Below are 20,152 nucleotides of genomic sequence, written 5' to 3'. Positions count from 1 at the left end.
GCAACGGGCCACTGTCCGACGGAGGCTCTGCACCCAGTCACCCGTCGGGAGAGCGCCGCCTACGCACCCTCCCGCCCGCGAAGTCGCCCTCGCCGGGGCGCGGTCGCGCCCTCGCCGACGCAGTGCTCACCTGTCGGCTCCGCGATCGCCTCGCAGGGGTGACGCTCGCCGACAGCTACTCGTCGCCCACAGACGCCTGTCCCTGAAGCCGCCTCCAGGGACACGGGTAACGGGCACGTGATCCGCAGGACCGGCCCCGAGCATCTACGGCGCGGGAGCACCGTCGCCCGGCCGTGCACGCCGTGACCTCGAGTCCGGCGACCACCTCCGCGCGCGGCTGTCCGCCCCGGCATGATCCGCGGGCCTCAGGGGACCGCGGCGTCCACCGCGGCGGGGGCCGGGGCGGGGGCGTTGCGCCGGGTCGCGAGCACGCAGCCGACGAGCACCAGGGGCAGCCCGACGGCGAGGCCCAGGGTGAACGGCTCCCCCAGCAGCAGGACGCCGGCGACCACGGCGACCGCCGGGTTCACGAACGTGATCACCAGCGCCCGCTGGGGCCCGACCTCGCGGATGAGCGCGAAGAAGAGCACCAGCGCCACGGCCGTGCACACCACCCCGAGCGCGACCAGCGACGCGAGCGCGGGCGCCGACGCGTCCGCTACCTCGCCGACCCGCGGCAGCGCGAACGGCGCGTACACCAGCGCGGTGGTCGTCAACGCGATCGCGCTGACCGCCACACCGGGGACGTCGGCCAGCGACCGGCTGGCCACCAGCGGCGCGGTGCCGTAGCCGATGACGACCAGCACGACGGCGAGCACCGGCAGCAGCGCGATGCCCTCGACGTCGAGACCGAGCAGCGCGGCGATGCCGACGACGCCGAGCCCCATGCCCGCGAGCCGCACCGGTGTCAGCCGCTCCTCGCCACCGAGCAGCCGCGCGGCCAGCGCCGCGACGAACGGCACCGAGGCCACCAGCAGTCCGGTCAGCGAGCTCGACAGGGTCACCTCGGCGTAGGACAGCAGCAGCCACGGCCCGGTCATCTCCAGGACCGTGAACACCAGCAGCGCCCGCCAGTGCCGCAGCGCCGGCCGGACCTGGCCGCGGGCCAGCGTCCACGGCAGCAGCAGCGCCGCCCCGATCACGCACCGGGCGAAGACGACCACGACCGGCGACGTCTCCTCGACCGCCACCTTGATCAGCAGGTAGGGCACTCCCCAGATGACCGACATGGCCAGGAACAGCGCCCATCCGCGACGACTCACCGCGACATCCTCACCGATCCGGCACCCGTTCCCGTTGCGCATCCCCGGTGACCGGCGTTGGACTCCTCGTCGTGGACCCCGGCCGGCGCTTCGACCTCCTGGTGGAGGCCCTCGCCACCCGGCCCGGCGTCGGCCCGCCGGGCGCGGGCGGCGGCCGGGGCTTCGGCTCGGCCGCGCTCACCGTCGACGGGGCGATCTTCGCGATGGTCGTCGGCGGCGCGCTGGTGCTGAAGCTGCCGCGTCACCGGGTGGAGGGCCTGGTCACCGCCGGCACCGGGCTGCCCTTCGCCGCGGCCAACGGCACCCCGATGCGCGAGTGGGTCGCCCTCGACCACGGAACACCCGAGTCCGACCTCGCCCTCGCCGAGGAGGCCATGGCGTTCGTGGCCGCCCGCCGCCGCACCTGACGACCGCTACTCGGGGCGGCTGAACAGCCAGGCGGCGACGGCGAGCAGCGCTGCACCCACCCCGCCCACGATGACGACGTCGAGCCAGACCGGCACCGGCCAGCCGCCCCAGTGCAGCGCGACGGCGTCGGCCGCGGCCGGGTCGACGTAGTGCAGGACCAGCCGCCGCACGGCGTCGACGCCGTAGGTGATCGGGTTGGCCAGCGCGAGCGCGTGCAGCCACCCCGGCAGCGCGCCGCTGACCGGGAAGAAGGCGCCGGACAGGAACATCAGCGGCGCGAGCAGCAGCTGGACCCGGGGCATCACGGTCTGGATCTGGTCGACCCGGACGGCGATGACCAGGCCCAGCGCGGTGATCGAGAACGCGACGAGGAACAGCAGCGCGATCGTCCCGACGATCATGAGCGGCGCGTACGGGACGCCGACCAGGCCGGCGAGCGCCAGCAGCACGACCGACTGCAGCGTCGCCACCGTCGCCCCGCCCAGCGCCTTGCCCAGCACGATGCTGGTCCGGCTGACCGGCGCGACGAGCATCTCCCGCAGGAAGCCGAGCTCGCGGTCCCAGACGATCGAGATCGCCGAGAAGACGGCGGTGAACATGACCGAGGTGGCCAGCACGCCGGGGAACAGGAACGTCGAGTAGTCGGCGTCGCCGAAGGTGTCGACCGGGATCGTGGCGCCCAGGCCCTCGCCCAGCACGAACAGGAACAGCAGCGGCTGCGCGAACGACGACAGGATCCGGCCGCGGTCGGTGCGGAACCGCAGGATGTCGCGGTGCCAGACCACCTTCACCGCGCGCAGCTCGTGCCGCAGGCCCCGGCCCGCGAGCCGGACGGGAGCGGTGGTCGCCGTCATCGCCGTCCTCCCCGGAACATGGCCGCCACCATCGGGTTGCGGCCGGCCGCCGCCTGGCGGTCGGCCATGCGCGCGCCGGTGTAGGCGAGGAACACGTCGTCGAGGGTCGGCCGGGACACGCTCACCGAGCGCACCGTGAGGCCGAGCTCGAACAGCCGCGGCACGAACTGCTCGCCGTCGGGGGTGAGGACGACCAGCGCCCCGCCCTCCCGCTCCGTCTCCACGCCCAGCCGCTCGCGCACGAGCGCCTCGGCGGCGTCGTCGTCGGTGGTGACCACCCGTACCCGGTCGTGGCCGACGCTCGCCTTGAGCGCCGAAGGGGTGTCCAGCGCGCCGATCCGGCCGGCGTCGACGATCGCGATGCGGTCGCAGCGCTCGGCCTCGTCCATGTAGTGCGTGGTGAGGAAGACGGTGATGTCCTCCTCGGCGCGCAGCCGGTCGACGTAGCGCCACAGCGACGCGCGTGACTCCGGGTCCAGCCCGATGGTCGGCTCGTCGAGGAACAGCACGCGCGGGGAGTGCAGCAGCCCGCGGGCGATCTCCAGCCGGCGCTTCATGCCGCCGGAGAAGGTGCGCACGAGCGAGCCGCGGCGGTCGCCGAGGCCGACCATCTCGAGGACGGCGTCGATCCGCGGCCCGACCTCGGCCCGCGGCATCCCGTAGATGTCGGCGTGGAAGCGGAGGTTCTGCTCGGCGGTCAGGTGGTCGTCGAGGGTCGTCTCCTGGAACACCAGGCCGATGTGCCGGCGCACCTCGGTGCGGTCGCGGACGACGTCGAAGCCGGCCACGCGCGCGGTGCCGGCGGTGGGCCGCAGCAACGTGCACAGGATCTTGATGGTCGTGGACTTGCCCGCCCCGTTCGGGCCGAGGAAGCCGAACAGCTCTCCCCCGCGCACCGACAGGTCGATGCCGCGCACGGCCTCGACCTCGTCGAACGTCTTCACCAGGCCGGCGACCTCGACCGCGGGCGGACGACCGGCAGCGGCCTCGCCCGACGGGGTCCCTAACGCCGTTAGAGTCACTCTCCGAGCGTCCTCGAACGCCGTTAGAGTGTCAAGGTGCCGATCTCGAGGGACGACGTCGTCCGCGCCGCCGTCGAGCTGCTCGACGACGAGGGCCTGGCGGGGCTGACCGTCCGCGGGGTGGCTGCCCGGCTGGGCGTGAGCGCGCCGACGCTCTACTGGCACGTCAAGGACAAGCGGCACCTGCTGGACCTGGTGGCCGACTCCGTCATGGCGGAGGTGCCGGAGAGCACGCGGGCGCCGCGGCCGGGCGAGCCGGTCTGGGAGTGGCTGGCCGAGGCGAGCCGGGTCCGCCGGGCACTGCTGCTCGCCCACCGCGACAGCGTCCAGGTGGTGGCCGGCAACCGGCCGACCGAGGTGGCGCTGCCCGGCATCGAGCGCACGCTGCGCGTCCTGGTGGAGGCGGGGCTGGAGCCGGGCGAGGCGGTGCGCGTGGTGACCGCGCTGGGCTCGTTCGTCCTCGGGGACGCGCTGGAGACGCAGACGGCGCTCGACCGGCCGGCGGGCGAACCGGGAGGCGGGCCGCCCGCCGACCCCGGCCGCTTCCCCACCCTCGCCGCCGCGGTCCCCACGGCCGGCGGCGACGAGGAGCGGTTCGAGGAGGGGCTGGCGCTGTTCCTCGACGGGCTGCGCGCCCGGCTGGAGCGCCGCGACCGCGCCGGACGCGGGGCGCCGGTGCCCGCGCGGGACTGACCCCCGGCGCCCCGCGGGACGCACCGGCCCGCGGTGGCCCGGTGGGTACCGTCGACGGCGTGGACTGGTCGGGATACGGCACCTTCGTCGTCCTCGCCGTCGTGCTCGTGCTCGTGCCGGGGCCCGACGTGGCCGTCGTCCTGCGCAACACCCTCGGCGGCGGCCGGGTGCGCGGGTCGTGGAGCGCGGTCGGCATCACCGTCTCCAACGTCCTGCAGGGCGCGGCGGCCGCGACCGGCCTGGCCGCGCTGGTCGTGCGCGTGGAGCCGCTGTTCCAGGCGATCCGCTGGGCCGGGGTCGCCTACCTGACGTTCCTCGCCGTCCAGGCGTTCCGCTCGGCGGTCCGCGGCCGCTACCCCGACCTCGGCGACGGCGGGCCCGACACCGGGCGGGCCGCGCTCACCGGGCTGCGCCAGGGCTTCCTCAGCAACGTGACCAACCCGAAGGTGCTCGCCTTCTACCTCGCCGTCCTGCCGCAGTTCCTCGCGCCGGGCACCGCCGTGCCGGTGCTGCTGGCCTACGCGCTCACCCACGCGGCGGTCGGGCTGGTCTGGCTGCTGCTGCTCGTGGCCGGGCTGTCCCGGGCGCGGCGGGTGCTGGCGCGCCGCCCGGTCCGCCGGGCGCTCGACGCGTTCACCGGCTGCGCACTGCTCGCGTTCGGCGCGCGGCTGGCGGTCTCGCGCAGCTGACTCAGGCCACCGGCCAGGCGACCTCGACGTGCGGGGCGGCCGGGTCGGCGTCGCGTCCGCTCACGTAGACCTCCGCCGGGCTGCCCGCCCGCTCGAACGCCCGGGCGTCCACCCACGCACCGACCGCGTCGTAGGCGCGCAGGATCCCGGGGAACTCCGCCTGCCGGCGGGACAGGCAGGGTCACCGCCTCGCGCCCGGCCTGCTGCAGCCGGATCCGCAGCTCCCCCGCCGGCTCCACCCGGCCGGTGAACGGCTGCACCACCTCGACCGGGCCGTCGCCGTCCTCGGTGACCATGCCGTGGTAGACGACCTGCAGCGGACCGTCCGGGGTGGCGCCGGAGCGGGCCAGGTGGGCGGTGATCCCGCCGGAGGCACCGGTGACGAAGCCGTCCAGCTCCTCCACGGTCAGCCGCCGCTCGGCGGTCAGCACGGTCCGCTCGGGCACCGCGCGCAGCGACACCTCGAACCCGTCGTCCTCCTCGGCCGGTCCCGCGGTCAGCGCGCCGACCAGCGTGCGGCGGCGGCGGACGTCGTCCTCGACGCCGGCCCACCAGCGGGCCACGGCGGCGCGCCGCCCCCGCGGGTCGAGGTCGACGACGTCGCGCACCCGGGCCAGGGGCAGGCCCGCGCGGCGCAGCGCGGCGATGAGCCGGGCCCGCTCGACCTGCCCGGCCGCGTAGCCGCGGTAGCCGCTCCACGGGTCCACCGCGTCGGGCACCAGCAGCCCCTGCTCGGCGTAGAAGCCGCAGCGCCTTGGCCGACAGCCGGGTGCGCCGCAGGAACTCACCGGCCCGCAGCAGGTCTCCGCTCACGCCGACGAGCGTGCGGCACGCCCCAGGGGCACGGTCCAGCCGGGCCCGTTTCCCGGCCCCGCCGGGCGGGCAGCGCCCGGGGATCCCCGACGACGGGAGGGCCCGTGCCCGACGCACTCCCCCGGCCCGCGCCCCGGCGCCGGCTGCTGGTCTCCGGCCTGCTGCTCGGCGCCGGCACCGCGGGCGCGGTGGACGAGATCGTCTTCCACCAGCTGCTGCACTGGCACCACTTCTACGACCGGGCGAGCGGCGCGGCCGGCCTGGTCTCCGACGGGCTGCTGCACGCCGGCACGTTCTCCGCCGCGGTCGCGGGGCTCGCGCTGCTGGCCGACGCCCGCCGCCGCGGCCCGATCGCCGCCGCCCTGTGGTGGGGCGCGGTGCTCACCGGTGCCGGCGCCTTCCAGGTGTGGGACGGCCTGGTGCACCACAAGCTGCTGCGGCTGCACCAGGTGCGCTACGGCGTCGACCTCACCGGCTACGACGTCGCCTGGGTGCTGCCCGGCGTGGCGCTGCTCGCCGCCGGCGTCCTGCTGCTCCTGCGCGCGCGGGGACGCCCGGTCCCGCGCCGGTGACCGCCGTCCTCGCGCTGCTGCTCGCCGCGGCCGCCGCCTACGTCGCCGCGACCTGGCGCTGCCGCCGTCCGTGGCCGCTGGCCCGCACCGCCGCGTGGCTCGCCGGGCTGGCCGCCGCGGCGGTGGGCGTCGCCGGGCCGGGCACCGCCCACACGGACCTGCGCGCGCACATGGCCGCGCACCTGCTGGTGGGCATGGTCGCCCCGCTGCTGCTCGTGCTCGCCGCCCCGGTCACCCTCGCGCTGCGCGCCCTGCCGCCGCCGGCCGCGCGCCGGCTGTCCCGGCTGCTGCGCGCCGCCCCCGCCCGGTGGCTCGCCGACCCGCTGGTCGCCGTCCCGCTCAACGCCGCCGGGCTGTGGCTGCTCTACGGCACCGGGCTGCACACCGCCGTCGCGCACCGGCCGGGCCTGGGCGCGCTCGTCTGGCTGCACGTGCTGGTCACCGGCCACCTCGCCACCGCCGCCGTGCTCGCCGTCGACCCGGCGCCGCACCGCCGGCCGGTGGCCGTGCGCGCGCTGGCGCTGGCCGGTGGGGCGGCCGCACACGACGTGCTGGCCAAGGTCCTCTACGCGTCCCCGCCCGCGGGCACCGTCGGCGCCGAGGAGGGCGCGCGGCTGATGTACGACGGCGGCACGGTGGTCACCGTGCTGACGGCGGCGCTGCTGTGGTGGCGCTGGTACGTCAGCCGCGACGCGGTCCGGGCGGCCGCTCAGCCGGCATAGGCGCGGGCGAAGCGGGCGAACCGGCGCAGCGCGACCCGGAACCCCACGACGACGAACGGCCGCGCCAGCGGCCAGCCGGCCCGGCCGAGCAGCCCGAACGGCGGGTACCACCGCTCGGTCAGGACCAGGTCGGTGCCGCCCCCGGCGGGTGCGAGCTCGAAGATCCCCGGTCCGCGCACGATCCGGCCGGTGTGCTGGACGACCACCCGCCGCGGCGCGTCCCACTCGGTGACCACCATCGTGTCGAGCACGCCGAGGTGCCGGCCGCGCCGCCCCGGCAGCGGGACGCCGGTGCGCGCGGCCAGCCGCACGCCGACGCCCTCCGCTGCGTCGGTGACCACCTCGACGTCGGTCGCCGGCATCCACCGCCCCTGCGCGCGCCAGTCGGTCAGCGCCGCCCACACCTGCTCCACGGGCGCGTCGACGTGCACCGGCAGGACCAGCTCAGACATCCCGGCGCACCCCGTCCCCGGTCGGCGCCCCGCCCGGTCCGTCGCCGTCCGGCAGGGGCAGGTCGGGGTCGGTGTCGGCGTCGGCGGCCCGTGGGGCCGGCACCGCGCGCAGCGCCGCGATCGTCTCGTCGCGCTCGTCCAGCGCCAGGGCCAGCTGCTCGAGCAGCCAGTCGACCTCGCTCATCCGGTAGCCGCGCACGGCCACCGACACCTGCAGCCCGCGCACGTCCTCGCCGGTCACCGGCCGGTCGTCGGGCAGCTCGACCGGCGAGCGGTCCAGCTCGGCCGGTGGCTGCGTCTCGCCGCGGCCGAGCAGCAGCGAGCCGCCGAGGAACAGCAGCGCCCCCACGACGGCGACCGCGGCGATACCGACCAGCAGGGAGAGCACGGCGCCCTCAGCCCTCGACCGGCTCGACCGGCTCGACCGGCTCGACCAGCTCGACCGGCGGGGCCAGCGGCGCCCGCATGCCCCCGCCGCCGTCCCCGTTCTGCCGGGCGGTCTCCGCCTCGCGGATCAGCGCGAGCACCTCGTCGACGTCGTCGGTGACGGTGAACAGGTCCAGGTCGCCGGCGTTGATGGTGCCCGCCTCGACCAGCGTGCCGCGGATCCAGTCGACCAGGCCCGACCAGTACGCGCTGCCGAACAGCACCACCGGGAAGCGGGTGACCTTGCGGGTCTGCACCAGCGTCAGCGCCTCGAACAGCTCGTCGAGGGTGCCGAAGCCGCCGGGCAGGATGACGAAGGCCTGCGCGTACTTCACGAACATCGTCTTCCGCACGAAGAAGTAGCGGAAGCTGATGCCGAGGTCGACCCACTCGTTGAGCTCCTGCTCGAACGGCAGCTCGATGCCGAGGCCCACCGACAGCCCGCCGGCCTCCGACGCGCCGCGGTTGGCCGCCTCCATCGCGCCCGGCCCGCCGCCGGTGATGACCGCGTAGCCGGCCCGCGCCAGCGCGGCGCCGATCTCCACGCCCGCCGCGTAGTGCGGGTGGTCGGGCTTGGTGCGGGCGCTGCCGAACACGCTGACCGCCCGCGGCAGCTCGGCGAGCAGGCCGAAGCCCTCGACGAACTCGCTCTGGATGCGCAGCACGCGCCACGGGTCCGTGTGGACCCAGTCGGTCGGGCCGCGGCGGTCGAGCAGCCGCTGGTCGGTCGTCGTCCCGACCGTCTGCGGGTCCGGCTCGCCGCCGCGCAGCATGATCGGGCCCCGGTGACGGGTCGGGCGCGGCCTCCGGGCGCCGTCGGGCGGCGGGATGGTCGTCATGCGCTGCCTCCGGACAGGTAGGCGGTCAGGGCGTCCTCGGCCGGCTGCAGCCGGTCCACGAGCACGGACTCCTCGCGGGTGTGCGCGAGCTGGGGGTCCCCGGGTCCGTAGTTGACCGCCGGGATCCCGAGGGCGGCGAACCGGGCGACGTCGGTCCAGCCCAGCTTGGCCCGCGCCGGGCGGCCGACGGCCGCGACGAACGCCGCGGCCGCGGGCTCGGTCAGCCCCGGCAGCGCGCCGCCGGCGTTGTCGACGACGGTCAGCGTGGCGCCGGCGGCCAGCGCGTCGGCGAACACCCCGCGGACGTGCGCCTCCGCGGCGTCCTCGTCCCGGTCGGGGGCGTAGCGGAAGTTGACCGTCACCCGGCACGCGTCCGGGACGACGTTGCCCGCGACCCCGCCCTCCACCCGGACGGCGTTCAGCCCCTCGCGGTAGGTGCAGCCGTCGATCTCGACCTGCCGCGCCTCGTACGCCGCCAGCGTGCCGAGGATCCCGGCGGCGCCGTGGATCGCGTTCACGCCGAGCCAGCTGCGCGCCGAGTGCGCCCGGCGACCGGTCACCTCCAGCACCGCCCGCAGCGTGCCCTGGCAGCCCGCCTCGATCTCGCCGTCGGTGGGCTCGAGGAGGACGGCGAGGTCGCCGTAGAGCCAGCCGCGCCGCTCGCGGACCACCCGGCCGAGGCCGCTCTTCACGGACTCGACCTCCTCGTTGTCGTAGAAGACGAACGTGACGTCGTGCGCGGGCTCCGCGCCCGGGACGCCGAAGCGGCCGGCCAGCCGCAGCATGACGGCGTCGCCGGACTTCATGTCGCTGGTGCCGCAGCCGTACAGCCGCCCGTCCTCGACCCGGCTGGGCACGTTGCCCGCGATGGGCACGGTGTCCAGGTGCCCGGCCAGCACGATCCGGGTGTCGCGGCCGAGGGTGGTGCGGGCCAGCACGGTGTCGCCGACCCGCTCGACCTCCAGCCCGCCGAGCGCCCGCAGCGCGGCCTCGACGGCGTCGGCGAGCACCCGCTCGTCGCCGGAGACCGACGGGGTGTCGACCAGCGCCCGGGTGAGGGTGAGGACGTCGGCGGACAGGTCCAGGTCGAGCGCGCCGGTCACGGTGCCCGAGCCTACGGGCGGGCGGTGCGGCGTCGCTGGGTAGCGTCGGGACCGTGACCGCTCCACGCTCCGCCGTCGCCGCCGGCCTCGCGACCATCACCGCCTCCGGCACCGTCCTGGACACCTGGTACCCCTCCCCCGCGCTCGGCGGCGGCGACGGGCCGGCCGGGACCCACCAGCTCGGCACCCTGGAGCTCGGGGGCGAGCTCGGGCACGAGTTCTCCGGGCTGGTGCGCACCGACGACGCCCGCGGCGTGGAGGTGGTCGGCGTCCGGACGGTCGTCCCCGACCTCGACGCGCCGCCGGCCGACGCCCACGACGTCTACCTGCGGCTGCACCTGCTCTCGCACCGCCTGGTCCGCCCGCACGGCGTCAACCTGGACGGCGTCTTCGGCCTGCTGGCCAACGTGGCCTGGACCAGCGCCGGCCCGGTGCTGGCCACCGAGCTGACCCCCGCCCGCCGCGCGACCCTGCGTGCGGCGAACGGGCACGTGACCGTGCTGTCGGTGGACAAGTTCCCGCGGATGGTCGACTACGTGGTCCCCTCCGGCGTGCGGGTCGCCGACGCGGACCGCGTGCGGCTGGGCGCGCACCTGGCCGAGGGCACGACGGTCATGCACGAGGGCTTCGTCAACTACAACGCCGGCACGCTCGGCCCCTCGATGGTCGAGGGCCGGATCAGCGCGGGCGTCGTCGTCGGCGCCGACAGCGACATCGGCGGCAGCGCGTCGATCATGGGCACGCTGTCCGGGGGCGGCAGGGAGGTCGTCTCGATCGGCACCGGCTGCCTGCTCGGCGCCAACTCCGGCATCGGCATCTCCCTCGGCGACGACTGCGTCGTCGAGGCCGGCTGCTACGTCACCGCGGGCTCCCGGATCACCCTGCCCGACGGGTCGGTGGTCAAGGGCCGCGAGCTGTCCGGCCGCGACGGGCTGCTGTTCCGCCGCAACAGCGTCTCCGGTGCGCTGGAGGCGCTGCCGCGGTCGGGCCAGTGGGGCGCCCTCAACGCCGCCCTGCACGCCAACGACTGAGCAAGGGCCTCCCTGCCCCCGCCACTCGCACGCTCGCGGCGGGCCCCTGCAGGGAGGCCGCTCCGGTCAACTGAGGTTCGCGGGCTCCTCGGCGGGGACGTCGAGGTGCTCGAGCAGCGCGACGACGAACTCCTGCGGCCGCTCGACGTGCGGCGAGTGCCCGACCCCGGGCAGGACCACCTCGCGGTAGGCGCCGCCGGCCGCGGCGTAGCGGTCGAGCACCGCGCGGGTCTGGGTGACCGTCGGCTGCGGCGGGCAGACCTCCGCGCCCGGCCAGCCCGGCACCGCGCCGAGCTGCCCGAGGTACGCCAGGTCGAACACCGAGGTGTCGGAGACGATCGCGTCGGCGTCGCCGCGGATCCACAGCACCGGCGGCTTGCCGGCCAGGTCGACGACGCCGGACAGGTCGAACACCGTGGGCGCCATCGTGTTGAGCACCCCGCGCGTCCCCGGCGCGGTCCCCGGCCAGGCGTCGCTCGGTACGGCGTCGCCCGGGTAGTGGTCCTCGCCGGTGCGGGTGGACAGCATCGCGGCGACGAAGACGTCCTCCAGCTCGGGGTCCAGGGGCAGCGAGCCCGGCGCCACGTAGAAGGCGCGCAGCACCGACCGCGGGGAGGACGGCGTCGCGTCGGAGGTGTCGCCGGCCGCGAGTGCCGCCACGAACTCCGGGTTGGCCAGTCCCCCGCCGGAGCCCGCGCCGTCGTCGGCCAGCCGCCGTCCCTCGGGACCCGTGGTGCCGCCGAAGCCGTACGGCGAGACCGGCGCGACCAGGGTCACCGAGGCCACCCGCTGCGGCGCGTCGAGCAGGTGCTGCAGGACGACGGCCGCGCCCATGCTCCAGCCGACCAGGTGCACCCGGTCCAGGCCCAGCGCGTCCAGCAGCGCGCCGAGGTCGTCGGACCAGTCACGGACCCCGTGGCGCGCGTCGATCGGCAGCGGGTCGGTGTCGCCGTAGCCGCGCAGGTCGACCGCGAGCACCCGGTGCCGGCCGGTCTCGTGCACGGCCAGCAGCGTCTGCTGCCAGAACAGCGCGGAGCTGACGTTGCCGTGCACGAGGAGCACCGCCTCGCCGGGACCGGCCGGGTCGGTGCCGTCGGGGTGCAGCACGTTCTGGGTGAGCCGTGCGGTGGGCACGCGGGTGGCGGAGACGCCGGGCAGCAGGACGTCGGGCATGCGGGCTCCAGGGATCGCGCGGGGCGGGAGGACGGCGTGAGGCGGCCGTCACGGTAGCGATCACGCCCGTCCCACGACACCCGTCCGCACCGCGACGTCCGGGGACCGGCCGGGGTGCGCACCTACAGTCGGGGGCGATGACCAGCGCACGGACGGCTCCGCCCCGCCGGCCGGCGACAGGTACCCGGCGCGCGGCCGCGAAGCGCCCCTCCGGCGGCCGGCCGGCCCCGAAGCGCACCGCCGCCCGGCGTCCCGCCGGCCGGACCCGGCAGAAGGGCGGCCCGGCCGCCCTGCGCACGTGGTGGCCCGCCTACGTGATCGGGATCGTCGTGGTGTTCGCCCTGGCGTGGAAGGCCGACCGGTCCGAGCCGCCCGCCCCGGCGGCGACCGGGATCTGCACCGTCCCCTCGACGTCGGTGACGCTGTCCGCCGAGCAGTGGACCAACGCCCAGACGATCGCGGCCGTCGCCCGGCAGCGCGGGCTGCCCGAGCGGGCCGTGGTCATCGCGCTGGCCACGGCGATGCAGGAGTCGACGCTGCGCAACCTCGACCACGGCGACCGGGACTCCCTCGGCCTGTTCCAGCAGCGGCCCTCGCAGGGCTGGGGCACCCCGGCGCAGGTGCAGGACCCGGTCTACGCGGCCGGCCAGTTCTACGACCGGCTGGTGCGGGTGCCCAACTGGGAGACCGGCGAGCTCACCCTCGTCGCCGACGCCGTGCAGCGCAGCGCGTATCCGCTCGCCTACGGACGCTGGACCGACCTCGCGCAGTCCCTGACCGTGGCGCTGCGCACGGACGACCGCACGCGCGACTGCGGCTGACCGGTGAGCGCACCCGGCCGCTGATCCGGGACCTCGGAACCGTCGCCGGGGCTGTCGGATGAGCACCGCACCATGCCGTCATGGGTGAGCACCCCGACGAGCCCGCCCACAGCTGGCGGGCACTCGATTGCGACGGACTCGTCCGACTCCTGTCGACCGGCCTGACGCCGGACCAGGTCGGTGCACTATTCGGGAGGACCGGTGACGCGGTCCGCCAACGCGCCCGGAAGTGGGGACTGGACTGCCGGGCCCTGCGGGCGCGCGCCCTCGGCCTCGCCGCCCGGCATCCCGCGGTCGCCGCTCAGTTCCTGACCGTGGTCGACGGCGCGCCGCCGCACTACCGAGCCGAGGACCTCAGTGCCGGGAGTGGCGCCCGCTGCCGGTGGCGCTGCACGGACTGTGCCCACGAGTGGGTCACGTCCGTGGCCAACCGCACCAGGCGGCGGTCGGGGTGCCCTGCCTGCGCCGATCGCGGCACGGTCGACAGGGCTCGGGCACGTCCCGCCAGGACCCCCCCGCTCTCGGCGGTGTCCGAGGACCTCGTCGCGGAGTTCGTCAGGAACCTGTCCCGCCCGGACCGGGACGTCGACAGCACCCCGAGCGGAGCGCAGGACCGGATCCTCTGGCGTTGCAGGCAGGCCCACGAGTGGGAGGCCGTCGCGCGGCAGCGCGTCAAGTACGGGACCCAGTGCCCGACCTGCCTCGCCGGCCTGTGGACCAGCCGACTGGAGCACCAGGTCGCTGCCCTCGTCGAGCTCACGACAGGACTCGAGGTCCAGGTCGGTGCACGCACGCCGCGCACCGACCGAGCCGCGGACGAAGCCGTCGACCTGCTGGTGGTGGAACTCGACGTCCTCGTCGACCTCGACCCGAGCAGGTGGCACGGCGACGAGGCGGCGGTCGCCCGTGACCTGCGGAAGCTCGACCGACTCGCGGGCCGGAGGTACGTTCGGGTCCGTCCGCAGGGTCTCGGGCTCCTGCCGTCCGACCGGGCGCGCCCCGAGCAGCAGGTCCTGCTGGGCAGCACCGAGGAGGGCGACGCCTGGGAGTGGGCAGCGACCGTGGTCCGTGCACTGAGGACCTTCGGACTCGCCCGGGACGCCGGGCCGCCGACCGCCGAGGACCGGGCAGCAGCCCTGGTACGTGCGGACCGACGCTGGCGATCGCTGCGAGCGGGGACGCGGCGACGGAGCCTCGCGACGGACTTCCCGGTCGTCGCCGGCCAACTCGTCGAGGTGGTCGGCGGCCCCGGGCTGACCGCGGCCGACCTCGCGCCGTCAGGTGACGACCGGGCCGTCTGGCGGTGCCCCGACTGCGGGCACACGTGGGAGGCACGGGTGGCGAACCGCACGGTGGGCGACACCGGGTGCCCGCCCTGTTCCTACCGGAGGGGCGCCGCGCGAGCGGCCACTCCCCGGCCGGGCGCGAGCTTCGCGGACCACCACCCGGAGCTCGTGGCGTACTTCGTCGAGGACCTGACGTCCCCGGGGAAGACCCCGTTCGACCTCAAGCCCAACAGCATCGACCGGTGTCGGTGGTCCTGTCCCCACTGCGGTCGTCCCTGGATGGCCACCCCGCAGTCGCTGCACCGGAGGCCCGGCGGAGGGTGTCGGATCTGCGGACACGGTCGAGCCCTCCGTGCCCGGCGGACGTCCGGCGGTCGGGGAGGCGACGAACGCGGCACCGACCGACGGTCAGCTCAGCCGGGCGCGGCTCTTGCCGTGGAGCTCGGGCCGGTCAAGGGCCACGGGCATCCCGGCGGAGCCGGCGAGGCTGCGGTTGCGGTGCAGGTGCGCCTCGAGGGCGACCAGCGCGACGAGGACGGCGACGGGGAACAGCAGGAACAGCACGAGGAACACGGCAGGGCCTCCGCGACGGGGCCGGGCGGGCTGCCCGGCTGACGGGGACCACCGTGTCGGTGCGCCCTTGCGGGGCTCTGGCGGAGGACTGACGCCTGCTTGCGGGCGGCTAGTGCCGGCCGCGGTCCTCGCCGGTGAGGCGCTCCACCGCGGCGTCGATGCGCTCGTCGGCGGCGGTCAGCGCCATGCGCACGTGCCGCGCGCCGGCGGGGCCGTAGAACGACCCGGGCGCGGGGACGATGCCGAGCTGCGCCAGCCAGTCGACGGTCACCCAGCAGTCCTCGTCGCGGGTGACCCACAGGTACAGGCCCGCCTCGGAGTGGTCGATCCGCGCGCCGGTCGCGCGCACCGCCGCCGCCAGCCGCTCCCGGCGGGCGCGGTAGCGCTCGCGCTGCGCGTCGACGTGCGCGTCGTCGGCCAGCGCCGCGGTCATGGCGGCCTGCACGGGCCCGGGCACCAGCAGCCCGAGGTGGCGGCGCACCTCCCACACCTGGCGGACCAGCGCCGGGTCGCCCGACAGCAGCCCGGCGCGGTAGCCGGCCGCCGTCGACTGCTTGGACAGCGAGTGCACCGCCAGCAGGCCGGTGTGGTCCTCCCCCGCGACGGCGGGGTGCAGCAGCGAGCGCGGCTGCACGTCCCAGCCGAGCGTCGCGTAGCACTCGTCGGCGACGACCGGCACGCCGTGCGCCCGGCCCCAGGCCACCCACGTGCGCAGCTCGTCGTCGGACAGGACGCGGCCGTGCGGGTTGCCCGGGGAGTTCAGCCACACGAGGACGACGCCCGCGGGGTCGTCGGGCGGGGTGTCGGTGCGGCGCACGGCGAGCCCGGACAGGACCGCGCCGACCTCGTAGGTCGGGTAGGCCACCTCGGGGATCAGCACCGTGCCCTCGCGCAGACCCAGCAGCGTGGGCAGCAGCGCCACGAGCTCCTTGGAGCCCACGGTCGGGATGACCGAGGGGTCCGCGGCGAACGGGTCGGCCACGGTCACGCCGAGCCGGCGCCGCAGCCAGCCGGCCGCCGCGGCCCGCAGCTCACGGGTGCCGAGCGCCGTCGGGTAGCCCGGGGAGTCCCCCGCGGCGGCGAGCGCCGTGCGCAGGACCTCGGGGGTCTCGTCGACCGGCGTCCCGATGGACAGGTCGACGAGGCCGCCCGGGTGCTGCGCGGCGCGCGCCCGGGCGGCCTCGAGGCTGTCCCAGGGGAAGTCGGGCAGCCGGCCGGCCGCCGTCCCCGGGGCGGTGGTCGTCAGTGCCCCTCGCCCTGCGGCGGGAGGGCCGCCACCAGCGGGTGGTCCTTGCCGATCTTCCCGGTCTTGGCCGCGCCGCCGGGGCTGCCCAGGTCGGAGAAGAACTCCACGTTGGCGTTGTAGAAGTCCTTCCACTTGTCCGGGACGTCGTCCTCGTAGTAGATGGCCTCGACGGGGCAGACCGGCTCGCAGGCGCCGCAGTCGACGCACTCGTCGGGGTGGATGTAGAGCATCCGGTCGCCCTCGTAGATGCAGTCCACCGGACACTCGTCGATGCACGCCTTGTCGAGGACGTCGACGCAGGCCTGGGTGATCACGTAGGTCACGGTGGGTCCTCCCTGGGGGACGTGCGGGCAGCGGTCCCGGCTCCCGCCGGGCCCGCGCGTGTCGCCCGTCAGTATGGCCCCGGCGCCCGGGGCCGGGCGCGACGGGTGGACCGCGCCCGCCCCGGTGGAGGGACGCGGAGGCGTGCCCCGCGGGATCGGGCCGTGGGACAGAGCCGCTCGCCCCTCGGCGTGGCCGACCTGGAGCGGGTGGCCGCGCGCGGCTGGCGCGGCACCGAGGAGGAGCCGCTCGGCGACTGGCTGCTGCGCGCCGGGGGCGGGTTCACCGGCCGGGCCAACACCGTGCTGGTCACCGGTGGCCCCGGCCGGCCGCTGCCGGAAGCGGTCGGCGCGGTGGCCGCCTGGTACCGCCGGCGCGGGCTGCGGCCCGGCGCGGCGCTGCCCGGCGTGCAGGCCCGCCCCGCCGACGCCGCGTTCGCCGCCGCGGGGTGGGAGCGCGACGAGGACGTCCTGGTGCTCACCGCCCCGCTGGTCCCCGGCGCCGCCGGCGGCGTGCCGGTGGAGCTCTCCCCCACTCCCGACGACGGCTGGCTGGGCGCCTACCGGCACCTCGGGAACCTGCTGCCGCCGACCGCGCCCGCCGTGCTGGGCAACGCCCCCGTCGTCGTGTTCGCGGCCGTGCGGCCGGAGCCGGGCGCGGCGCCGGTCGCGGTGGCCCGCGGCGTGGTCACCGACGGCTGGCTGGGCGTCAGCGCGGTCACCGTCGTCGAGGACGCCCGCCGCCGCGGCCTCGCGACGGCGGTGATGGCGGCGGTCACCCGGTGGGGCGCGGAGCGCGGCGCGCGCCGGGTGTACCTGCAGGTCACCGCGTCCAACGCGCCGGCCCGGGCCCTGTACCGCCGGGCCGGCTACGTCGAGCACCACCGCTACCACTACCGGTGGGCGCCGGGCTGAGTCCCGGCTCACCCCGCAGGGGGAGACGTGCCGCACGTCTCGAGGGATGCGGAACGGAGCCGATCCCCATCGACGTGACCGAGCAGCCGTGCCCCCCGCCCCCCGGGCCGGTGGCGGCGCGGGACGCCTCGCCCTACGACGCCGAGGCCGCGCTGGAGCACCGGCTGGGCTCCGTGCGCCTGGCGCTGGGTGCCGACCGGGTGTCGGTGTGGGCGCACGAGGCGGCCACCGACATGGGCGTCCCGTTCGTGCAGTCGGTCGACGAGTCCGCCGGCGGCCCGCGCAACGCCACCGTCCGGGTGCCGCTCGCCGTCAGCCGCTCCCCGTTCCTCACCACCCTCGTGCGCGACCGCCGGCCGCTGACCGTGCAGCCGGGCGACACCGGCCCGGAGGCGCGCGAGCTGGCCGCGCTGGGCGTGCACGACGCCGCCGGCACGCCCGTGGTCGACGGCGACGACGTCCTCGGCGTGCTGGTCGTCGAGCCCGCGCACCGGGCGGCCGACCCGCGCGTGCAGCACACCGCGGCCCGGCTGGCGCAGCCCCTGGTCCACGCCTGGGCCCGCCGCGCGGAGCGCCGCCGGCTCGCGTCGGCCGAGACGCTGCTCGACATCGTCGAGGCCGCCACCCAGGCGCGGTCGGTGGAGCACCTGCTGGCCGCCGCCTGCGAGCGGCTGGCCGTCCTCGGCGGGGTCGACCGGGCCTGCGTCTTCCTGCTCGAGGACGGCCGCCCGGTGCCCTACATGGCCCGCTACGCCGACGGCCGCCGCGACCGGGCCGGGTGGGAGCGGTTCCGCAGCGCGCCGACGCCGCCGGCTCTGGTCGAGCAGGTGCTGCGCACCGGCGTCCCGGCCCCCGCCGACCGCGGCAGCGCCCTGCTCACCGACTGGTGGGTGGAGGCCTTCGGCGTCGGCTCGCTGCTGGCCGTGCCGCTGGGCCGGCCCCCGCACGTCGCCGGCGTCCTCACCCTGGACAGCGTCGCGCTGCGCCCCTTCTCGGCCGAGGTGCGCCGGCTGGCCGCCGCGGTCGGCGCCCACCTCGGCGGGGTCGTCGAGCAGGCCCGGGCGGCGCAGGCGCGCACCGACGAGCTCGAGGTGGCCGGCGCGGTCCGGCAGCTGCTGGTCGACGGCGCCGGCGTCACCGGCGTGGCCGCCGCCGCCGAGGTGCTCGCGGCCGCCGTCCAGCGGCTGGCCGGCACCGACCGGGGCGCGGCCTACCTCATCGGGGACGACGGCCGGGTCGAGGACATCCGCCTGGTCGGCTGGTCGCCCGGGGCGCGGCAGGTGGTCACCGCGCGCGCCGCCGGCCGGCCGGCGGACTCGGTGCCGCTGTGGCGCCGGGTCGCCGAGGAGCGCCGTCCGGTCTTCGTCGAGGACGCCGCGGCCAGCGACCTGCTGCCGGCCGACCTCGTCGCCGCGCTCGGCCTGACCTCCTACGTCACCGTGCCGCTGCTGGCCGGTGGGCGGCTGCTGGGGATGGTCGTCTCCGGCTCGGTCGGCCGGGCGCACACCTGGTCGCCGGCGGTCCGCGCGGCGGTCGCCCACCTCACCCTCGAGGGCGCGCTCGTGGTGGAGAACGCCGCGCTCCGGGCGGTGGAGCAGGTGCGGCTGGCGCAGCTGGCCAGCGAGGCGCACCACGACCCGCTCACCGGGCTGGCCAACCGGCGCCGGTTCACCGAGCTGGTCGAGCGGACCATCTACGCCGAGCCGCACCGCTCCTGCGCCGTCCTGATGATCGACCTCGACCGGTTCAAGGAGATCAACGACAGCTTCGGCCACAGCGTCGGCGACGACCTGCTCTGCCTGGTCGGCCCGCGGCTGGAGGCCGTCCTGGGGCCCGGGGACCTGCTGGCCCGGATGGGCGGGGACGAGTTCGCCGTCCTGCTGCCCGACGCCGGCGAGGCCCGCGCCCGCGACGTCGCCGAGCGGCTGGGCGGCGCGCTGCGCGAGGCGTTCGTCCTCGACGGCCAGCCGCTGCACGTGGACGCCAGCATCGGCGTCGCCCTGTGCCCGGAGCACGGCCGCGACCGGTCCCTGCTGCTGGCCCGCGCCGACACCGCCATGTACGGCGCCAAGCGCGGCCGCGAGGGGCACCGGGTGTGGACGCCGGAGGGCACCACCGACTCCCGCGACCGGCTGCGCACCCTCGAGCAGTTGCGCACCGCGCTGGACACCGAGGAACTGGTGCCGCACTACCAGCCCGAGCTCGACCTGCGCTCGGGCCGCGTCGTCGGCGTCGAGGCGCTGGTCCGGTGGGAGCACCCCGAGCGCGGGCTGCTCGCCCCGGACATCTTCCTGCCGCTGGCCGAGCAGGCGGGGCTCATGCGCCGCCTCACGCTGCGGGTGCTCGAGCGCTCGCTGCTCGACGTCCGGGTCTGGCGCGACGCCGGGCACGACCTGTCGCTGGCGGTGAACCTGTCGGTGTCGAACCTGCAGGACCTCGCGCTGCCCGACCAGGTGGCGCTGCTGCTGGAGACGCGCGGGGTGCCGGCCGGGGCGCTGGTCCTGGAGATCACCGAGGACGTGCTCATGGCCGACGCCGCCCGCAGCCAGCAGGTGCTCGCCGACCTCCGCCGCCTGGGCGTGCGGCTGTCGGTCGACGACTACGGCACCGGCTACTCCTCGCTCACCTACCTGCGGGCGCTGCCGGTGGACGAGCTCAAGCTCGACCGCAGCTTCGTCACGTCGCTGACCCGGGACCCGCGCGCCGCGGCGATCGTCCGCAGCACGCAGCAGCTGGCCCGCGACCTGGGCATGACCTTCGTCGTCGAGGGCGTGGAGGACGCCGAGACGCAGGAGGCGCTGCACCGGATGGGCTGCGACGTCGTCCAGGGCTGGCACGTCGCCCGCCCGATGCCGGCCGCGCGGTTCCCCGCCTGGCTGGCGCGGCACGCGGTGCGCGGCGCGGTCCCCCGCCCGCGGGGGACGCGCTGACC

At 76.5% G+C, this 20,152-nt stretch carries 20 protein-coding genes and 2 pseudogenes; 11 read left to right on the top strand and 11 right to left on the bottom strand.

Annotation, left to right across the window (positions count from 1 at the left end; translation table 11 throughout):
• Positions 1–365: 365 nt before the first annotated feature.
• Positions 366–1,262 carry a DMT family transporter gene (locus tag ACI8AA_RS06605; protein ID WP_457043696.1) on the bottom strand — a complete coding sequence of 299 codons (897 nt, stop codon included), beginning with the start codon at positions 1,260–1,262 and terminating at the stop codon, positions 366–368.
• A 71-nt stretch (positions 1,263–1,333) separates the two neighbouring features.
• Between ACI8AA_RS06605 and ACI8AA_RS06600 the strand changes: the two genes are divergently transcribed.
• Positions 1,334–1,669, top strand: coding sequence for a hypothetical protein (locus ACI8AA_RS06600; protein WP_457043695.1), 336 nt, complete (start codon positions 1,334–1,336; stop codon positions 1,667–1,669).
• Positions 1,670–1,675: 6 nt separating this feature from the next.
• On the opposite strand, the gene ACI8AA_RS06595 is transcribed toward ACI8AA_RS06600, so the two are convergent.
• Entirely contained in the window at positions 1,676–2,524 is an 849-nt protein-coding gene (locus tag ACI8AA_RS06595) for an ABC transporter permease (protein WP_457043694.1), read from the bottom strand.
• Complete coding sequence (locus tag ACI8AA_RS06590; protein ID WP_457043693.1) at positions 2,521–3,468, bottom strand: ATP-binding cassette domain-containing protein; 948 nt, start codon at positions 3,466–3,468, stop codon at positions 2,521–2,523. Before ACI8AA_RS06590 ends, ACI8AA_RS06595 begins: the two co-directional genes overlap by 4 nt.
• Before the next feature lie 114 nt (positions 3,469–3,582).
• On the opposite strand from ACI8AA_RS06590, the gene ACI8AA_RS06585 reads away from it, so the two are divergent.
• Positions 3,583–4,239, top strand: coding sequence for a TetR/AcrR family transcriptional regulator C-terminal domain-containing protein (locus ACI8AA_RS06585; RefSeq protein WP_457043692.1), 657 nt, complete (start codon positions 3,583–3,585; stop codon positions 4,237–4,239).
• Positions 4,240–4,298: 59 nt separating this feature from the next.
• A complete protein-coding gene (locus ACI8AA_RS06580) occupies positions 4,299–4,928 on the top strand; it encodes a LysE family translocator (protein ID WP_457043691.1) in 630 nt (209 codons plus the stop codon).
• Between the two features lie 605 nt (positions 4,929–5,533).
• On the opposite strand, the pseudogene ACI8AA_RS06575 reads toward ACI8AA_RS06580, so the two are convergent.
• Positions 5,534–5,716, bottom strand: a pseudogene (locus ACI8AA_RS06575) (MerR family transcriptional regulator); the annotation flags it as partial.
• A 129-nt stretch (positions 5,717–5,845) separates the two neighbouring features.
• Here ACI8AA_RS06575 and ACI8AA_RS06570 point away from each other — a divergent pair.
• Both ACI8AA_RS06570 and ACI8AA_RS06565 read left to right on the top strand, forming a co-directional pair.
• A complete protein-coding gene (locus ACI8AA_RS06570; RefSeq protein ID WP_457043690.1) occupies positions 5,846–6,313 on the top strand; it encodes a DUF2243 domain-containing protein in 468 nt (155 codons plus the stop codon).
• Positions 6,310–7,035 (top strand): cytochrome c oxidase assembly protein, encoded by a 726-nt coding sequence (locus tag ACI8AA_RS06565; RefSeq protein WP_457043689.1) that lies wholly within the window; start codon positions 6,310–6,312, stop codon positions 7,033–7,035. Before ACI8AA_RS06570 ends, ACI8AA_RS06565 begins: the two co-directional genes overlap by 4 nt.
• On the opposite strand, the gene ACI8AA_RS06560 is transcribed toward ACI8AA_RS06565, so the two are convergent.
• Genes ACI8AA_RS06560 through dapE form a run of 4 tightly spaced genes read right to left on the bottom strand, consistent with a single transcriptional unit; the run spans position 7,023 to position 9,855 of the window.
• Positions 7,023–7,487 (bottom strand): SRPBCC family protein, encoded by a 465-nt coding sequence (locus ACI8AA_RS06560; RefSeq protein WP_457043688.1) that lies wholly within the window; start codon positions 7,485–7,487, stop codon positions 7,023–7,025. The two genes, ACI8AA_RS06565 and ACI8AA_RS06560, sit on opposite strands and share 13 nt — an antisense overlap.
• A complete protein-coding gene (locus ACI8AA_RS06555) occupies positions 7,480–7,875 on the bottom strand; it encodes a DivIVA domain-containing protein (RefSeq protein WP_457043687.1) in 396 nt (131 codons plus the stop codon). Before ACI8AA_RS06555 ends, ACI8AA_RS06560 begins: the two co-directional genes overlap by 8 nt.
• 7 nt (positions 7,876–7,882) lie before the next feature.
• Entirely contained in the window at positions 7,883–8,752 is an 870-nt protein-coding gene (locus tag ACI8AA_RS06550) for an LOG family protein (protein ID WP_457043686.1), read from the bottom strand.
• A complete protein-coding gene (gene dapE, locus ACI8AA_RS06545) occupies positions 8,749–9,855 on the bottom strand; it encodes a succinyl-diaminopimelate desuccinylase (RefSeq protein WP_457043685.1) in 1,107 nt (368 codons plus the stop codon). Before dapE ends, ACI8AA_RS06550 begins: the two co-directional genes overlap by 4 nt.
• A gap of 53 nt (positions 9,856–9,908) precedes the next feature.
• Between dapE and dapD the strand changes: the two genes are divergently transcribed.
• On the top strand, positions 9,909–10,886 hold the full coding sequence (gene dapD / locus ACI8AA_RS06540) for a 2,3,4,5-tetrahydropyridine-2,6-dicarboxylate N-succinyltransferase (protein WP_457043684.1): 978 nt from the start codon (positions 9,909–9,911) through the stop codon (positions 10,884–10,886).
• 66 nt (positions 10,887–10,952) lie between these two features.
• Here the strand turns inward: dapD and ACI8AA_RS06535 are convergent, their stop codons facing one another.
• On the bottom strand, positions 10,953–12,059 hold the full coding sequence (locus ACI8AA_RS06535) for an alpha/beta fold hydrolase (protein WP_457043683.1): 1,107 nt from the start codon (positions 12,057–12,059) through the stop codon (positions 10,953–10,955).
• Positions 12,060–12,196: 137 nt separating this feature from the next.
• On the opposite strand from ACI8AA_RS06535, the gene ACI8AA_RS06530 reads away from it, so the two are divergent.
• From ACI8AA_RS06530 to ACI8AA_RS06520, 3 genes and pseudogenes are all read left to right on the top strand, one after another.
• Complete coding sequence (locus ACI8AA_RS06530) at positions 12,197–12,880, top strand: hypothetical protein (protein ID WP_457043682.1); 684 nt, start codon at positions 12,197–12,199, stop codon at positions 12,878–12,880.
• An 80-nt stretch (positions 12,881–12,960) separates the two neighbouring features.
• Positions 12,961–13,338: pseudogene (locus tag ACI8AA_RS06525) on the top strand (zinc-ribbon domain-containing protein); the annotation flags it as partial.
• 69 nt (positions 13,339–13,407) lie between these two features.
• On the top strand, positions 13,408–14,781 hold the full coding sequence (locus ACI8AA_RS06520) for a zinc-ribbon domain-containing protein (protein WP_457043856.1): 1,374 nt from the start codon (positions 13,408–13,410) through the stop codon (positions 14,779–14,781).
• Between the two features lie 67 nt (positions 14,782–14,848).
• On the opposite strand, the gene dapC is transcribed toward ACI8AA_RS06520, so the two are convergent.
• Both dapC and fdxA read right to left on the bottom strand, forming a co-directional pair.
• Positions 14,849–15,949 carry a succinyldiaminopimelate transaminase gene (gene dapC / locus ACI8AA_RS06515; protein ID WP_457043855.1) on the bottom strand — a complete coding sequence of 367 codons (1,101 nt, stop codon included), beginning with the start codon at positions 15,947–15,949 and terminating at the stop codon, positions 14,849–14,851.
• A 32-nt stretch (positions 15,950–15,981) separates the two neighbouring features.
• Positions 15,982–16,308 carry a ferredoxin gene (gene fdxA / locus ACI8AA_RS06510; RefSeq protein ID WP_012947287.1) on the bottom strand — a complete coding sequence of 109 codons (327 nt, stop codon included), beginning with the start codon at positions 16,306–16,308 and terminating at the stop codon, positions 15,982–15,984.
• Between the two features lie 162 nt (positions 16,309–16,470).
• On the opposite strand from fdxA, the gene ACI8AA_RS06505 reads away from it, so the two are divergent.
• Together ACI8AA_RS06505 and ACI8AA_RS06500 are read left to right on the top strand one after the other, a co-directional pair.
• Positions 16,471–17,220, top strand: coding sequence for a GNAT family N-acetyltransferase (locus ACI8AA_RS06505; RefSeq protein WP_457043681.1), 750 nt, complete (start codon positions 16,471–16,473; stop codon positions 17,218–17,220).
• Positions 17,221–17,294: 74 nt separating this feature from the next.
• Positions 17,295–20,150, top strand: coding sequence for an EAL domain-containing protein (locus ACI8AA_RS06500; protein WP_457043680.1), 2,856 nt, complete (start codon positions 17,295–17,297; stop codon positions 20,148–20,150).
• Positions 20,151–20,152: the final 2 nt, after the last annotated feature.

The organism is Geodermatophilus sp. SYSU D01180, assembly GCF_054050415.1.
The sequence above is the reverse complement of the archived record's forward strand: the minus strand, read 5'-3'. Positions and strand labels throughout refer to the sequence as shown.

Excerpts from the sequence above, each read along its gene's own strand:
- ACI8AA_RS06595 (WP_457043694.1), bottom strand. The coding sequence starts at position 2,524 with ATGACGGCGACCACCGCTCCCGTCCGGCTCGCGGGCCGGGGCCTGCGG.
- ACI8AA_RS06560 (WP_457043688.1), bottom strand. The coding sequence starts at position 7,487 with ATGTCTGAGCTGGTCCTGCCGGTGCACGTCGACGCGCCCGTGGAGCAG.
- ACI8AA_RS06550 (WP_457043686.1), bottom strand. The coding sequence starts at position 8,752 with ATGACGACCATCCCGCCGCCCGACGGCGCCCGGAGGCCGCGCCCGACC.
- ACI8AA_RS06535 (WP_457043683.1), bottom strand. The coding sequence starts at position 12,059 with ATGCCCGACGTCCTGCTGCCCGGCGTCTCCGCCACCCGCGTGCCCACC.
- ACI8AA_RS06530 (WP_457043682.1), top strand. The coding sequence starts at position 12,197 with ATGACCAGCGCACGGACGGCTCCGCCCCGCCGGCCGGCGACAGGTACC.